The sequence below is a fragment of the Thiomicrorhabdus sediminis genome (genome assembly GCF_005885815.1).
Lineage (GTDB): Bacteria > Pseudomonadota > Gammaproteobacteria > Thiomicrospirales > Thiomicrospiraceae > Thiomicrorhabdus > Thiomicrorhabdus sediminis.
On record NZ_CP040602.1, the window covers coordinates 1589644 to 1606198 of the forward strand.

The window sequence follows — 16555 nt, forward strand, 5'->3', positions numbered from 1 at the left end:
GTTATCCTCCCTGTCCTACACTGGCAACAACACTAATCTGTCGATTTTCCGGCACCTCTGAATACGCCAGAACATACAACCCCGGTAAACTGTATCTAAACAGTCTTGCTAACTGGGCACGAATTTGTGGAGCGACCAGCAATACAGGCGATTGCCCGCTCATTTCAAGCTTTTGCGACTCTTCTCTAAGCGTGCCATGCAAACGCTCCGCCAAGCTCGGCTCAATCGCCAATTGACCTTCTGGCGCACCCTGCGTAGCTTGCAGCAACAACTGTTCCAAGCTAGGCTCCAAAGTAATGACTTTGAGCTCCTGATCCTGACCGACTAAATCCTTAATAATCGAACGCCCTAAGGCAGTACGCACATGAATCGTCAGCTCGGCGGCATCTTGCGTAACAGCCGCCTTTTTGGTCAAGGTTTCAAGAATGGTTCGCATATCGCGAATAGACACCTTTTCTTGCAGCAAATTCTGCAAAATCTTCACCAAGGTTGCTAGAGCCAGTTTATCAGGAACCAGTTCTTCCACCAATTTAGGTGAATGATCCTTAAGCTTATCGAGTAATTTCTGTACTTCGTCATGGCCAAGCAATTCAAAAGCGTAATCTTGCACAATCTGACTGACATGCGTTGCCACTACGGTACTTGCATCAACCACGGTATAACCCAACGCCTGCGCTTGATCTTCATCGTTTGAAGCGATCCACACCGCATCCAAACCAAAAGTAGGGTCTTTGGTTGCCGTCCCCGGAATTTCACCAAACACCTGCCCAGGATTGATTGCCAACTCTTTATCCGGGAAGACCTCTCCTTCACCGGAAGGCACCCCCATCAACATAATACGATATTGATTGGGTTTCAAATCAAGGTTATCACGGATATGCACCGGCGGCACTAAAAAGCCCAATTCTTGCGAGACTTTTCGACGTACCCCTTTTACGCGATCCAATAACTGACCGTTTTGCGCTTGGTCAACCATCGGAATCAATCGATAACCGACTTCAAGGCCAAGAACATCAATCGACTGCACATCATCCCAACTCAAATCGGCCGGTTTTTGTTCTTCCGCTTCGATTTCAGGCTCAATGTCTCTTTGCACCTGCTCTTTTTGCTGTTGCTGACGATGGATCAAATAAGCCCCGCTACCGGCAACTGAAGCAAATGCCAAAAACGCCAAATTCGGCATACCTGGAATCAAGCCCATAAAACCGACAATACCGGCCGCGGTTCCCAGCGCTTTCGGACTGGAGAACATTTGCATCTGCATCTGCTCCCCCATATCTTGCTTGTCATCACTATTAACACGGGTAACAATAATCGCCGTTGCCGTCGATAACAATAAAGCTGGGATCTGGGCAACTAAGCCGTCCCCGAGAGTCAGTAAGGTATAGACTTCAACCGCATCGGAAAAGGTCAGGTCATGCTGACCTACCCCGATAACGAAACCACCGATCAAGTTGATAAATAAGATAATGATACCGGCGACCGCATCGCCGCGAACAAACTTGCTGGCACCGTCCATCGAACCGTAGAAATCGGCTTCCGATGCGATTTCAGCGCGTCGTGCTTGAGCCTGCTCTTGAGTGATTAATCCGGCATTCAAATCGGCATCGATAGCCATCTGTTTACCCGGCATCGAATCCAAGGTAAAACGCGCGCTCACTTCAGCAACTCGCCCAGCACCCTTGGTAATGACGACAAAGTTAATCACTACCAGAATAGCAAAGACGACTATACCGACGGCATAGTTACCACCGATAACAAACTCACCAAAGGCTTCAATTACTTGACCTGCTGAGGCACCACCATTATGACCTTCAAGCAAGATTACACGGGTTGAAGCGATATTAAGCGATAACCTGAATAGGGTCGCCAATAGAATAATGGTTGGAAATACGGCAAAGTCGAGAGGACGTCTTGCATAGAGCGTGACCATCAACACCACCAATGACAAGGCGATATTAAAGGTAAAGAAAATATCCAGTAAGAAAGGCGGCAGTGGAATCGTCACCATACCCAGCAAGGCAATGATCGCAATAGGAATCCCTAAACCGCGACCTAGGTTTTCCTTGATATTGGTGATAATTTGTCTAAAGTCCATCTAGGTTAACTACAATCCTAAAATCAGCTTAGTCAGCATTTTATTCGGTTTTCATATTCTCAGGGATTGCCACCTTGGAGAAATCCACTGCATCAGCTTTGCCATTTTGTTTTAATTGGTAAACATAAGCAAGCACTTGTGCAACCGCCTTAAATAAATCGTAAGGAATTGGACGGTCCACTTCTGCATTATAGTATAAAGCTCTGGCTAAAGGTGGCGCTTGTATAATGCTAATATTATTGGCTTGGGCAATGGTTCTGATCTGCGCTGCCATAAAGTCGACCCCCATAGCCAAAACCATCGGTTCCTGCATATTTTCCGGGTCATATTTCAACGCCACAGCAAAATGCGTCGGGTTAGTGATAACGACATCGGCTTCCGGCACTTGCTGCATCATTCGACGCTGAGACATTTCTCGCTGTACCTGTCTAATCCGCCCTTTAACCTCTGGGTTACCTTCTTGCTGTTTATATTCCTCTTTGACTTCCTGCTTGGTCATTTTCAATTGGCGCGTGTGGTTCCATAATTGAAAAGGCACATCGACAATCGCGACCACCAAAAGACCCAGACTGACAAAAATAAATGCCTGAATAATAATCACACCGGCATGGGCCAAGGCACTATGTAAAGGCTCCAAACCTAAGCCCAATACTTCTGCAAAAGTGATATATAAAAAATAGCTGGCAATCGATAGAACCAAAGAGAATTTGGCCAAAGCCTTAAACAGTTCAACCAGCGCATTCATGGAAAACATGCGCTTAATGCCGGAGATAGGGTTCAATTTACTCAATTTAGGCGCCATTGCCTGCGCACTGAATGCCCACCCCCCCAACAAGGTTGGAGAAATCAGCGCCAACAAAACCATCAACAAAACAAAAGGCAAAATCATATAGATGGCCTGGACAATCAGACTGCCAATCAACGAAAACTGTTTTTGCACATCAAACGCGATATCTCTGTCAAAACTCAGACCATCGGTCATCAATGCAACCAAATCGGCCATCATGACGCCACCGTAAGCAAACAAAAACAATGCCGCCGATAATGTCAGCATCAAGGTGGTTAATTCACGGGAACGTGGAATCTGACCTTTCTGTCGAGCATCATCCAGTTTCTTCTGGGAGGGTTCTTCGCTTTTTTCGGTGCCGTCTTCGTTTTCAGCCATGGCTTAACCTCCTGTCAAACGTAACTGGGTGAGCATGTCCACTGTACGGTGCACCAGCTCTTGTAAATGCGGCAACATCAATGGTGTGGTTAAGGACAGCATTATCAAACCGGAGAGCAATGTCACCGGGAAACCGACCGCAAAAATATTTAAGGCCGGTGCCGCACGTGTGACCACACCGAAAGAAACGTTGATCAACAACAAAGCGGTAATCGCCGGCAAGGCAATTAATACTCCGGCAGAGAACATATAGCCACCAAACTCAACCAATAGACGAATGCTGTCTGTTGTTAGGAAGTTAATTCCCACCGGCAGATATTCAAAACTGTCGACAACGGCCTGAATAAGCACCAAATGACCGTTTAATGCCAGAAATAACAAGGTGGCGATAATGGTGAAGTATTGCGACACGATAGGTGCTTGCGAGCCACTGCCCGGATCAACCATCGAGGCGAAAGCCAACCCCATCCCCATGGCGATCAACTGTCCCGCCATCACAAACGCCTGGAAAACGATAATAAACGCCAAGCCCATCGTTAATCCGATTAAAACCTGTTGCAGGATATATAACACCCCCATCCAGGTAAAAGGATCGACCGCAGGAGGCAGATCAAGTGTCGGTGCGATGACAATGGTTAAAAACAACGTAAAAATCACACGGGTACGCACCGGGACGGCGCGAATACCAAAGATTGGCACAATCGATAACATGGCACCGATACGCACAAAAGGATAGAAATAGAGTCCCAGTAATTGTAAAAATTCGGGATAGCTAAAGCTCATAACTTAGCCTATCATGGCAGGGATATTCTGATAGAGCTCTTGCGTAAACGAAATTAACAAAGTCAGCATCCAAGGGCCTGCTATTACCAAAGCTATGCCGACAATGGCCAGCTTTGGAATAAAACTCAATGTCATTTCGTTAATCTGTGTGGCCGCCTGAAACATACCGACCAATAAACCTACCAGCAGCGCGGGAACCAGCAACGGTGCTGCCAGCATTGCGGTCACCTCGAGCATTCTTTGTCCAATTGTCAGTACCAACTCCTGTTGCATCAGACACCTCCGGGAACAACGAAACTGTTGGCAAGGGTTCCAACCACCAAGGCCCAGCCATCAATCAAAACAAACAGCATTAATTTAAATGGTAGCGAAATAATCATCGGCGATAGCATCATCATACCCATCGACATCAACAGACTGGCTACCACCAGATCGATAATCAAAAAAGGGATAAATATCATAAAACCGATCTGAAAAGCGGTTTTCAATTCACTGGTCATAAACGCCGGCACCAAGACTTTGAATGGCACGCTTTCCGGTTCGGTCAAGGTAATACCGGCCATTTCCGCAAACATCCCCAAATCATCTTCTCGGGTTTGCTGCAACATAAACTGATGCATGGGTTTAGACCCCAATTCCAAGGCTTCTTTAAACTGGATTTGCTCATCCAGATAGGGAGAGATAGCCTGCGTGTAAACTTTATCAAGAACCGGCGCCATAATAAACATCGTCAAAAACAGTGCTAGACCGACCAAGACCTGATTTGATGGCGTCTGCATCGTACCCAAAGCCTGACGCAACAAAGCCAGCACAATAACGATACGTAAAAAAGATGTGGTCGCTATCAATACCGCTGGCAACAGCGTTAAGCCAGTCATTAAGAGCAGAATTTGAATGGTCAGACTGTAGTCTTGATTACCTGTTGCATCGGTTTCTACAGTAAAAGCGGGAATACCCGGCATGGCCCAGCTGAGAATGGGAAATAGAGATAGACTAAGAAAAAACGAAAATTTAATTATCTTCACGTTGATTTTGACTATCCTTGCGCTTTGTTAATGCCTCTTGCAAACGCTTGGCAAACGGGCTGCCTAACGCGACGTTGGTTTCATTATCCTTTACTTCAACCGGTTCTTCAAGCTGATGCAGCGTGCTGATTCGACTACTGGTTACGCCAACAACAATTTGTTCCTTGCCAACCTGAATCAGCATAATGCGCTCACGCTGTCCGACAGATAAGGCGCCCAGCACCTTCATATTGCCTTGCGCCACGCCAGGGAAGCGTCCATAACGACGGAGTAACCAGGCGGAGATAAAAATAATCAGTAAGACAAGTAGCAGGGAAATCATAATCTGACCGAAATACTCGCTCGGCTGAGCTACCTTTTCGCCGACCTGTACGCTTTCAGCCCAGACCTGGGGTGAGGCCAAGATCATCAGCGGCAGAAATATCAAAGTCAGAACTTTTTTCATCGTGTTTATCTATTCAATTATGAATTACTTATTAAACGGTCGGTGATTAACGAAGTTTTTTGATGCGTTCTTGAGGGCTTACAACATCCGTTAGACGCACACCGAACTTATCATTGATAACCACGACCTCACCATGAGCAATCAAGGTTCCATTGACCAACAGATCAAGCGGCTCACCGGCTAAACGATCCATCTCAATAACCGACCCCTGAGTATAAGACAATAGGTTACGGATAGATACCTTAGCTCGCCCAATCTCCAACTGCAAGGTCACGGGGATATCCATTAAAACATCCAAGTCTACCTTACTTTTACTGCCGCCACCTTCACCGGTTAGCTCATCAAAAGCCGCCGAGCTGACATCCTCGCTGCCCATTTGTGCTGATAAGTCACCCCAGTCGACTTCTTGAGTGTCGGGTTCGGGTATATCCGCGGCATCAGCCTGCTCAGCCAATGCATCACCCCATGCATCTAGATCATCGGATTCACTCATCAAACCACTCCTTAACATTCTCTACGGTTTTTTCTTGATAAGCCGGGTGGTGAAGAATCTTCTCAACCTGCACCGCTTTCTTATCGTTACTTTGGCCTAACTTACCATGCATAATGGCAATTTCTTCGGCTCTAATTGTGACGGACTTAGGCATTTCAAACGGAATAATATCGCCTTTCTGCATTTTCATCAGATCACTGACATTCATATGCAAATCAACCAAATTCGCACTTAAGTTGATTTCAATGTTTTTCGCTTCCTCTTTCAGGGTGCGTGACCAACGGTTATCACTTTCACCCTGAAGGTTTTGCATACCCTCTTCAAGCTTGTCACGAACGGGTTCAAGCATTGAATAAGGCATAACAATATCGACGCGCCCCTCAACCCCTTCAAAACGAACATTGATAGGACTGACGACAATCATATCTGTAGGGTCGACAATACCAGCAAACTTTGGATTCATCTCCGAGTGCATATACTCGATTTCAATATCCATTACCGGCCCCCAGGCCTTGCGCATATTCTCAGAAGTAATATCCAAAATACTTCTGACCATACTCATTTCGACCGGGGTATATTCACGCCCTTCAATCTTAAACGGCAGTAAACCTGTACCACCAAAATAGATATCTACGGCGGTAAATATCAATTTTGAATCCAATGTGAATAGTGAAACCCCGTTCAACGGATCAATACGATAGATATTCAAACTGGTCGGAACAAACAGGTTGCGAAGATAATCAATCATCTTAATGATTTTAACTTCGCCGGCTGTCACTTCGACACTGGCCATAATCATTTCATTGAAATGACGCTGGAAGCCACGAGCAAAACGTTCATTGATAATATCCAAAGCCGGCAAGCGACCACGAACAATTCGCTCCTGATTGGTAAAGTCATAGACTTTGGCACCTTGACCACCGGCTAGATCATCGTCCTCGGTATCAATATCACCGCCGCCCATCCCTTTTAAAAGGGCATCGACTTCATCTTGGCTTAAAATATCATCCATGCATAAACCTTATTGCATTACGAAACGCGTCATATAAACGTCTTCGATCAAATCTGGGTAAATATTGTGCTTTTCAAGCACACTGCGTGTCACCTTGAGAATCTCCGCACGCAAAGCATCAGGACCGTCCGGTTTAATCAAGTCGTTATAGTGCTGGTTGCGCAATAAACGCTCAATATCGTTTTTCAAAATCGGACGCAGGTACTCCATATCCCCGCCATCGCCGACCAGCTGAGAATAATAGGACATAAACTTCAAATCGACCGCTAAAAACTTAGCCTGTCCATCACCATTAAAGTTCACCACAAATTTATCCATGGTGAAATAACTTGGCGGCGATTCCGGAGCCGGTGGTTCAAACTGTTTGTATTTAGGCGAATAAGTTTTCGCCTTGTTATTTGCATCGGCTTCATCACCATGCTCGGCCGAGCCATGCATTTCGGCATTAGCGCCATTGGCGTTAGCAGACTTGTCACCGCCGGTAAGCAGCATTACAGCCAGTACGGCAACCCCCACCAGCAAAAGAATGACAACTACCAATAGAGCAATAATTAAGCCTTTACCGCCTTTCTTTTTTTCTTCTGTTTCTTCTTCAGCCATAACCTTCCTTTCCCTCTATCACTGAATATTAGCTTGTGTTCCTAATCTCATCTGCTGTTCCAAGTCTTGCGCACTTTCAACATTATTTAAACTGTTCAAACGCTGTTCAGCCTCTTTATTGAGCACGACAATACTGATACGACGATTGCGCGGATTATAAGGATTCTCCTTATCAAACGGCACTGTATCGGCCATTCCCACCGCTTGCGCAATTCGTTCTATCTTGACTCCACCCTCTAAAAGCAATCTTCTTGCCGCATTGGCTCGGTCTGCCGATAGCTCCCAGTTAGTATACTCAGAATTACTGTGATATCCAGATGAGTCCGTATGCCCGGCAATACTTATTTTATTATTAGTCGTCGCCAGCACCTTACCCACTTCTCGCAATAAGTCCATCGCATATGCTTTTGGAATATCGACTCCGGAACCAAACATCGGCCGCTTACGATCATCGAGGATCTGCACCTGCAATCCATTTGGCGTGACATCGATCTTTAGCTGTTCTTTTAATTGATTTAAGGAAGCGCTTTGCTCGATTTTCTCTTCCAGCTTCTGCTTCATCAACTCCATCTGCTGAGTCTCTTCGGCTTTACCATTGCTGTCTTTTTCACCGCCCTCACCTTGCGGCGAGTCCTTAAAACCTCCCATGTCTATCATCGCATCGGAAGTTCGTCCGGCTTCATTGGATTCAATCAACACTTGCGGAGAAGCTTCAATCACGGTCGGATCACGAAAATATTCCGCCATCGCCTTCATTTCTTCGTCATTGGTTCCACCCAAAATCCATAGCATCAGGAAAAACGCCATCGCCGCCGTCATAAAATCGGCAAAGGCAATTTTCCAAGCACCACCGTGAGCGACATGAGGGCACTTGTTGAGGCGCTTAATGATTATGGATTGATCGTCACTCATAGACAAAGCCTAGGGTTAAGTTTCTATACTACTAAAATGTTTATTTTTGCGTCTGCAGAAATTCATCTACTTCCATAAAGCTTGGACGTTCATTCCCAGGTATGGCCTTACGCCCAAACTCTACCGCAATTTGTGGTGCATAACCATTTAGGTTGGCCATCAAACAAGTTTTAATGACATTGTAAAACGCGCCTTCCATTTCCGCTCGGTTAGCCAATTCCGATGAAATCGGTGCAACCACACCATAAGCCACCAAAATACCCAAGAAAGTACCAATCAAGGCCACCGACATATGATGGGCGATTTCCATTGGCCCGGCATCCAGATAACTCATGGTAATAACGATACCCAATACCGCCGCCACGATACCGAAAGCAGGCAGAGCTTCTGCCACTTTACCCACCGCCGCACTTGGCATTAATGCCTCATGGTGATGAGTGTCCATTTCCAAGATCATCAGATCTTCAAGCTGATAAGGGTTACTCGCGCCACTGATCATTAAACGCAGATAGTCACAAATAAAATCCACCGCATGATGGTCTGCAACCACCTTTGGCGCACTATTGAACAATTCACTGGAATGAGGCTCTTCCACATCACTTTCAATTGACATCAGACCTTCACGACGCGCCTTGTTGAAAATTTTAAACATCAAGCCTAGCAGCTCCATAAAAAGCTCTTTATTGACATGATGCGGTTTCGCCAAACCAAAGCCCTTGGAGAATCCGGCTTTAACAACCCAACCTGGGTTGGCGATAACATAAGCACCTAAAGCCCCACCACAAATAATAAGTACTTCAAGCGGCTGAATCAAAATACCGAAAGAACCGTGCGGCAAATAACCACCCAGCAAACTACCGAATACAATGACCGTACCGAGTATTGCCTTCATTAAATCTGTCCTTTATGCTTTTTGTTCATCATTTTATTTTTTTAGCTTTTTAGCAACGCTCGACGAGAGCATTTAGCTCTTCTTGCGCAGATTTTAACTCAGAAAGGTCCGCAACCATACCGTTTAGTATGTCATTAACACGAGTTGCTTCATTTTTAGTTGTGCCGACACGACCCTGACCATGTTCCATAACCTTGACCGCATTTTGCGCACCCTGTTGTAATTCTTCAATAATTGACTGAATTTCAGTCGTCGCCTGCTGGGTTTTACCGGCAAGAATGCGCACTTCATCGGCGACTACGGCAAAACCACGCCCATGTTCACCGGCTCGCGCCGCTTCGATGGCCGCATTCAATGCCAATAAATTTGTCTGCTCAGCAATATCACGAATCAACACGAGGACCGTACCGATATTATTACTGTCTTCTTCTAACTGTTTGATCACCGATGCGGCTTGAGTGACTTCATCCGTCAAGCCGCTGACCTCATCGATGACCTTAATCGCTGAACTCATTCCGTTTGAGGAGTCCTGGCTTAAAAATGACAACCGCTCAGCCAATTTGGCCGCTAAGGCTTTTAGCTCTTCACTATTAAGACTGCTAACCGCAACCGGGGCTTCGATATTGTGAGCATTATTCAACTCCAGCTGAGCTTCATTCAATTGCTCTTCAAGTTCGGCTACCTTTGCCTCTGCAGTTGAGGTCTCGATCATCTGTTTAACATGTTGCTGCTGAGCGAATTCAAGCACGGAATTAATCGCTTTAAGCAATTTCGGATCGGCTTGCTCGGTCGCAATCGGCGACTCAAGATCTTTATTTTCTATCAGCGTCTCCAACTGCCTGACCAATTCCGACTGATCACAAACCGGTGATTTGTTACAAACCGTCAAATACACCAATGCCCCGGCAATTACTGCCGAAACAATCACCACCAACATCACAAATACTGCAGGTTGCATGCCCATCAATCCGTTTTCTGCCGCCAAGACTTCACCGGCAAACAATGAAAGAGCGGTGGTTAACAATACTTTAGCTTTCATAATGTCTCCTAAGCGTAGTAGTCGACTAGGTTATCGGACTGGACTACTTGCATCTCATCATTGCCGATGTCGGCGTCGATATCTGAACCAGCCATAGCCCCACCAGAGCCCTGCTGATCTTCAGCATCGGCAAACGCCGACCCCGTATCATTGGAGGACTCTTCTTCACCAACCGTCACCGAGGCGACATCAATACCCGCCTGTTCGAGCATCTCTTTTAGTCTAGGCATCGCATTTTCCATTGCCTCACGGGTAGTCAGGTGTTGAGCATGCATAGTGACGTGCATCTGCTGGTCTTTGCCAAGCTGCAACTTCACCTGAACAGGCCCTAAGTGTTCGGGATTCAAGGTGATTTTTGCCTGCTGTAGATTATTATTTGCCATAAAGACAACGCGCTGACCTAAAGCCTGCCCCCACTGCGGGCTTCTTACCGGCACAGAGATCGACTGCAATCCGTTAGGCAACTGAGCTCTTCTCTCTAACGACCCTGTGTCGGTTGTAGCCAATAGCTCTTTATTGGCATCAGCTCTAGCCAGCTCATCAGCATTTTTTACCGCTTGTTGCTGTTGCAAGGCAGTGCTTTTATTGCGCAGATTTTCTTGCACCTGAATCAATTGCTGTTGTGCTTGCCACTGCTGAGAAGACTGTTGCTGAGAGCTTTGCTGTTGCGACTGTCCATTTGAAGAGGCATTCTGCGAACCGTCCGCATGAGTATTCCCCCAAGCGGTTACGGTTTGGTTTGCTTGAGCCTGGCTAGCAGCCTGAGAGACACTATTTGCGGAAGGGCTGGCTGTAGCAGCTGGCGCTTGTGATGCCGAAGCAGCTTGGGTACTGGCTACGGCATGGTTCTGCTGCAGGCTTTTCGCCAATTCATTGACCGACTGCAATGGTTCGTCTTCTAATGAGGTATTTTTTACACTCTTATCTGAACTTGAGGTATCAACGGATACGGCTTCTTTTTCAATGACTGATTCAACCGTTGTTGACAAGGCGGCAAGAGAATCGTCTTGCGTTTCTAATGACTCACTTTGCCCAATCTTAGCTATACCCTCCACTTCAGCGGCAAGCTTGTCCATATCAGAGCTTGGTTGAACGGAATTTTGTGCATCAGCTTCGACCACCTTATTCATGGCCTCAAGAGCATTATCCGACGAATCCTTTAACAGCGCATTGATGTCATTACCAAGCGATTCATCCAGCATAGCTGTATCGCCATTTTCGCCCTGCATCGGGTTTGTTAGAGTGTCCGCCTGTTCAGACGTTTGTGTCATTGCACGACCATATTGAGCCTGATAGGCATGCACTGCATCTGCAACAGAAACACGTGGCGTATCAGCATCAACAGGTTTACCATGCTGTTTGGCGATGTCTCGGATATATTGGCCTAAAGACTGAATCGCGTCTTTAACCTGATCATCACTATGTTCTGCCGGCATAGCCACAGTCTCAAGCAACTCAGCCGCATCAGTAGCGTCTACGCCAAGCTCGTCAACACTGACCGTGGCAAGTTGCTGAATGACATGATCTGATCGCATCGCTTCGGCTTTTTCATTAACGGACTTTGGATAAGATTTCACATCACTCGGATGTAATGCCTTGTGAACCAAATCTGATACTGAAAACCCTAAATTCTTTTTAGCTGAATCTTGTGTTGTCGGCAGGGTTTGTGCTGATGCCAAGGATTCAATCAAATTGTTATCCAAAGCACTATTCAACTCATCTGCGGCAATATTTTCCTGCAATGGCGTTGCTAGCGATTGTGACATATAGTCATCAACCGAGGTGACCCCATAATCAGCCAAAACCTCATTTAAACCTTTTACATCATTTAACCGAGCCAGATTCGTCACTGCATTTTGTGCCAACAAAACACCTTGAGGCACCTTATCAGACCCGGTTTCAGACATAAAATCCTTATAGGCCGCTACCAGATCATTCAGCGCATCAGCCCACTCTTGCTTGGAAACAGCTTGATTGCTGAAAGACTCCATATCCGATGTGAGCGACGATAAACCGCCACCTGCGCGCATTGCCGTTTGACCCGGCAAAAGGTCGGCAAATAACTTGGAAAACTTGGTCTGCTTATCGGCCAAAGACGACGGTAACAATTCACGGTTACTGGCTGTAGTGGCGTTAATCAGCCCTAAAACAGAGGTCTCTGATTGCGAATTTGTATTAGATGTAAGCATAGCGTTGTCTCACTGTACAGATTAGTAATCAGGTGATAGCAATATACATGCCTACAATTTCAGAACAGCGGGAAACTAACGGTCTTTTAGTTGATTTTGATAAAATTTTTGCGCACTCAACTCATCCATCAATTTTTGCTCTTGACGATTTATACGTGCATTTTCCGCGTTTTCGATACGAGAATATAAAGCCTGCAGAGCTTTCAGGTTTGCGCGCTTTTCCTGCCAGGCTGATTGTGCCATTTCAACCATTTTCTCGCTCTCCTCAACCTGTTGCTGTTGAGCGATAATCGCATGGTTTAATTTATCGGAAAAAGCGGAACGACTTTGCAACTGAATCGCAGGAATGGCGCCCATACTGATAGGCTGCTGCGCATAATCGGCTTGATAATCAAGCAATGAGTTCACCTGACCCTGCTCTGTGGCCAGCTTGTTTTGCATATAATGAAAAGTTTGCCCAGCCTTATCCAACTCCATCTCGGCAAGCTCTATCAACTTATGAAGACGCTGTAATCGATTTGGCATAATTAAGACCTAGCACATAATAGAAAAGCGGATCGCTATCGATTCAGAACCGACTGCAACCCGGAAATAGACTCAGCCACCGAGAAATGATCCTTAATGCCCTGAGATAAATAACCGTTCAAATCAGGATACTTTTGAATCGCCTGATCAATTTCAGGGTCGGAACCTTTTCGATAAGCTCCAACACTGATTAAATCATGGTTTTGCTGATAGGTTGAATAAAGCTGTTTAAAACGTCTTGCCATAGCCAAGTGCTGCTCATCAGCAATATCAACCATGACTCGACTTACCGAGGATTCAACATCGATAGCCGGATAACGTCCACTATCGGCAATTTGACGGGATAACACTATATGCCCATCCAAAACACCACGAGCCGAATCGACAATCGGATCGGATTGATCATCCCCTTCGGCTAAAACCGTGTAGATAGCGGTAATAGAGCCACCGCCACTTTTACCATTACCGGCACGTTCCACTAATTGCGGCAATTTTGCAAATACCGAAGGCGGATAGCCTTTGCTGGCGGGCGGCTCGCCGACCGCCAAAGCGATTTCACGCTGCGCTTGGGCAAAACGCGTCAAAGAATCCATCAACAGTAAAACATTATGACCTTTCTCACGAAAATATTCGGCAATCGCTGTTGCCAACATAGCCCCGTGCAAACGCATAAGAGGTGCATCATCAGCAGGCGTGGCGACCACAACGGATCTTTTCAAACCCTCTTCACCCAGGTTCTGGCGGACAAATTCGTTAACCTCTCGGCCACGCTCACCAACCAAGCCGACCACTACAATATCGGCATCGGTATAACGGGTCATCATACCAAGCAAGACACTTTTACCAACCCCGGTTCCAGCCATTAAGCCGACACGCTGACCTTTGCCCAAGGTAAGCAGACCATTGATCGCCTTAATACCGACATCTAATGGTTCGGTAATCGGGTGGCGGCTAAGCGGGTTAATTCTTTCACCGCTTAATGACACATATGCGGCGGCTTCAATAGGCCCCAAACCATCTAAAGGCGCACCGGAGCCGTCAATGACTCTGCCGAGCATATTCGGTCCCACCCCGACTTTCACACCGCCTTCAACCGGCAACACTTCGGCATTTGGCGACAAACCCTGAGTATCACCAATCGGCATTAAAAACAGGCGACCATCATGAAAACCGACTACCTCGGCCTCGATCGGCGGTAAATCAACGCCACGCATAATCTGGCAACGGGAACCGATCGGCGCAAAGGTTCCGACAACCTCTAAAGTCATACCGACCATACGCACCAGACGGCCGGCGACTTTTAATGGCTTGGCCTTGATGCTGCTGTGATGCAAATGCTGCAGCTTTTCTTTCAAATTGTCATTAAGCGTTTGTTGCCACTGCATAAGTCAACCTATTGATACAACCTTTAACTGACAAAGAAAAATTTAGAAAGGGTAAATATATGAAATCATCAGCCACCAGACTGAATAAGAAAATTAATTTGTTGCCGTTTGCTGCTCAGCCGAACCATTGTCCGTCTGATTTTCCGGTTCAATTGCAGCAATCTCGAACTCGGCATTTTGTTCGACTTCCACCGCATCCTTCAACTGTTCGGCGACTTCATCAAAACGTGAAATCCAACTGTTCATAACCGTAGAATAATCTTGCTTAACCAAACAGGTTCCCTGTTGCAGCTGATGGTTTTCGCGCAACATCCAGTTTTCGGAAATCGAGGGTTTGGAAATCTGTAAAAAGGCCAGATCATCCGGATGCAAAAAGACCTCAATCTTACCTTCCGATTCCGGCAATACCAGCACCGCATCCTTAACGGCCTGGAGCACCCAGTCCTTATGCTCATCAACACTCTTATGAATGACCGTTTTAGCAATATGTAAAGCAAACTCAACCAATTCTGAATAAACTTTTTCCTCAATCACCTGATAGGGTTTCTTAATTGAAGAAAGTAATTCTTCAAACTGTTCCACCTTAGGAAGCAGGTTATCCATTACCTGCTGCTTAGCTTCGCCTTCACCTTTTTGTCGCCCTTCAACCAAACCTTTTTCTAGACCTTCTTCATAACCTTTTTGAAAAGCCTGATCATAAGCCTCTTTCTTTAAAAGCTCGGCCTGTTGCTGAAACTTAGGCTCATATTCATCATGAAATTTTTCATAAGCCTTTTGCGAAAGCTCTTCCTGTTTGGCTTTTTTTTCCTCAGCAAAACTCGATAACTGCCAAGTTGAAATATTAGGCGCGTCAATTTCATCGCCGCGTAAAAGGCGATTGACTACCTGAGGCTGCTCTTCGTCAGTACCGACAAGCTCTTCAGCAACTTCGGCTTGCTCTGATTCAACATTCTGAGCAGACAACGCTTGCTCGCTCATTTAGACGAACTCCTCAGCACCACCTGGCATCATAATCTTCTCCTCATCCGCTAGGCGACGAACAGTCTGGATAATACTACGCTGCGCATCTTCGACCGCACTGAGTTTGACCGGACCACCGGTTTCCAGATCATCACGCATAATATCCGCCTGACGTTTCGATAGATTGGATAGGAACTTCTCTTTAAGCTCTTTATCGGCTCCCTTAAGAGCCACCACAAGTACATCACTAGGCACTTCACCGACAAGTGTTTGCACACCGCGGTCATCGATACCTTTAATATCATCAAAGACAAACATCTTGTCTTGAATGGCTTTACTGATTTCTTCGTGTTCGATGGCGATATCGTCAAGAATACGCGAGTCAACACCACTGCCCACCAAGTTAAGGATTTCAGCAGCACGTTTCTCACCACCAATGGTCGCCAACTTACCGCCTTCACCATCACTGGAGGCGTTTTCCAGGACATCGTTCAAGTCGAATAATGCTCGCGGTTGAATGGTTGTCAAAGTCGCAATACGATAGATAACTTCAGACTGGAATCGTTCCGGAATACCACGAAGCACTTCGGCGGCTTGATCTGAATCGAAATAGGACAAGACAATCGCCACCACCTGAGGGTGTTCGTTACGCAGCATATTGGCAATGGTCGAAGGATGCTGCCATTTCAAGGCTTCCAAGCCTTTAACCTGATCACCCAATAAAGCCGCATCCATAAGGTGACCGCCACCCTCTCCAAGAGCCGAAGCCATCAAAGATTGAGCAAATTCGCTTGGATCCACCCCCAAGGCATCTTCACCGATTTCATCTAAGAACGAGGCCATAACATGGTGAATTTCACGATGACTGACCGAGTCAACCGCCGTCATCGCAGAACCGACCATCTGCACTTCCCTAGGATTCAAATGCTTTAATACATTAGCAGCAGTTTCCTTACCAAGAGACAGCAGCAAAATAGCCGCTTTATCCATATTAGGAATATCGATAACTTCTTCTAAAACGGAATCGGCCAT

Annotated in this window: 17 protein-coding genes; all 17 read right to left on the reverse strand. The window is 46.2% G+C overall.

Annotated features, from left to right (window positions below):
* Position 1 precedes the first annotated feature (1 nt).
* Complete coding sequence (gene flhA / locus FE785_RS07240; protein ID WP_138565113.1) at positions 2-2098, reverse strand: flagellar biosynthesis protein FlhA; 2097 nt, start codon at positions 2096-2098, stop codon at positions 2-4.
* A 40-nt stretch (positions 2099-2138) separates the two neighbouring features.
* Entirely contained in the window at positions 2139-3263 is a 1125-nt protein-coding gene (flhB, locus tag FE785_RS07245) for a flagellar biosynthesis protein FlhB (protein WP_138565114.1), read from the reverse strand.
* A 3-nt stretch (positions 3264-3266) separates the two neighbouring features.
* Complete coding sequence (fliR, locus tag FE785_RS07250) at positions 3267-4046, reverse strand: flagellar biosynthetic protein FliR (RefSeq protein WP_138565115.1); 780 nt, start codon at positions 4044-4046, stop codon at positions 3267-3269.
* 3 nt (positions 4047-4049) lie between these two features.
* Positions 4050-4319 carry a flagellar biosynthesis protein FliQ gene (gene fliQ / locus FE785_RS07255; RefSeq protein WP_138565116.1) on the reverse strand — a complete coding sequence of 90 codons (270 nt, stop codon included), beginning with the start codon at positions 4317-4319 and terminating at the stop codon, positions 4050-4052.
* Entirely contained in the window at positions 4319-5065 is a 747-nt protein-coding gene (gene fliP, locus FE785_RS07260) for a flagellar type III secretion system pore protein FliP (protein WP_420856747.1), read from the reverse strand. The genes fliQ and fliP overlap by 1 nt, the downstream gene beginning before the upstream one ends.
* Positions 5058-5516: a flagellar biosynthetic protein FliO gene (fliO, locus tag FE785_RS07265; protein WP_138565117.1), complete on the reverse strand. Its 459-nt coding sequence runs from the start codon at positions 5514-5516 to the stop codon at positions 5058-5060. The genes fliP and fliO overlap by 8 nt, the downstream gene beginning before the upstream one ends.
* A 46-nt stretch (positions 5517-5562) precedes the next feature.
* Positions 5563-6009 carry a flagellar motor switch protein FliN gene (fliN, locus tag FE785_RS07270; RefSeq protein WP_138565118.1) on the reverse strand — a complete coding sequence of 149 codons (447 nt, stop codon included), beginning with the start codon at positions 6007-6009 and terminating at the stop codon, positions 5563-5565.
* Complete coding sequence (fliM, locus tag FE785_RS07275; RefSeq protein WP_138565119.1) at positions 6002-7021, reverse strand: flagellar motor switch protein FliM; 1020 nt, start codon at positions 7019-7021, stop codon at positions 6002-6004. The genes fliN and fliM overlap by 8 nt, the downstream gene beginning before the upstream one ends.
* Before the next feature lie 9 nt (positions 7022-7030).
* Positions 7031-7621, reverse strand: a complete 591-nt coding sequence (locus FE785_RS07280; RefSeq protein WP_138565120.1) for a flagellar basal body-associated FliL family protein — start codon at positions 7619-7621, stop codon at positions 7031-7033.
* 18 nt (positions 7622-7639) lie between these two features.
* Complete coding sequence (gene motB, locus FE785_RS07285) at positions 7640-8533, reverse strand: flagellar motor protein MotB (protein ID WP_138565121.1); 894 nt, start codon at positions 8531-8533, stop codon at positions 7640-7642.
* Positions 8534-8573: 40 nt separating this feature from the next.
* Positions 8574-9425 carry a flagellar motor stator protein MotA gene (gene motA, locus FE785_RS07290; protein WP_138565122.1) on the reverse strand — a complete coding sequence of 284 codons (852 nt, stop codon included), beginning with the start codon at positions 9423-9425 and terminating at the stop codon, positions 8574-8576.
* Positions 9426-9474: 49 nt separating this feature from the next.
* Positions 9475-10464 carry a methyl-accepting chemotaxis protein gene (locus tag FE785_RS10950; RefSeq protein WP_138565123.1) on the reverse strand — a complete coding sequence of 330 codons (990 nt, stop codon included), beginning with the start codon at positions 10462-10464 and terminating at the stop codon, positions 9475-9477.
* An 8-nt stretch (positions 10465-10472) separates the two neighbouring features.
* Complete coding sequence (locus tag FE785_RS07300; RefSeq protein WP_138565124.1) at positions 10473-12653, reverse strand: flagellar hook-length control protein FliK; 2181 nt, start codon at positions 12651-12653, stop codon at positions 10473-10475.
* A gap of 75 nt (positions 12654-12728) precedes the next feature.
* Positions 12729-13178, reverse strand: coding sequence for a flagellar export protein FliJ (fliJ, locus tag FE785_RS07305; RefSeq protein WP_138565125.1), 450 nt, complete (start codon positions 13176-13178; stop codon positions 12729-12731).
* Between the two features lie 35 nt (positions 13179-13213).
* The gene (gene fliI / locus FE785_RS07310) at positions 13214-14563 is read right to left on the reverse strand and encodes a flagellar protein export ATPase FliI (RefSeq protein WP_138565126.1); all 1350 of its coding nucleotides are present in this window, start codon (positions 14561-14563) and stop codon (positions 13214-13216) included.
* Between the two features lie 93 nt (positions 14564-14656).
* Positions 14657-15541, reverse strand: a complete 885-nt coding sequence (locus FE785_RS07315) for a FliH/SctL family protein (RefSeq protein WP_138565127.1) — start codon at positions 15539-15541, stop codon at positions 14657-14659.
* Positions 15542-16555 (reverse strand): flagellar motor switch protein FliG, encoded by a 1014-nt coding sequence (gene fliG, locus FE785_RS07320; RefSeq protein ID WP_138565128.1) that lies wholly within the window; start codon positions 16553-16555, stop codon positions 15542-15544.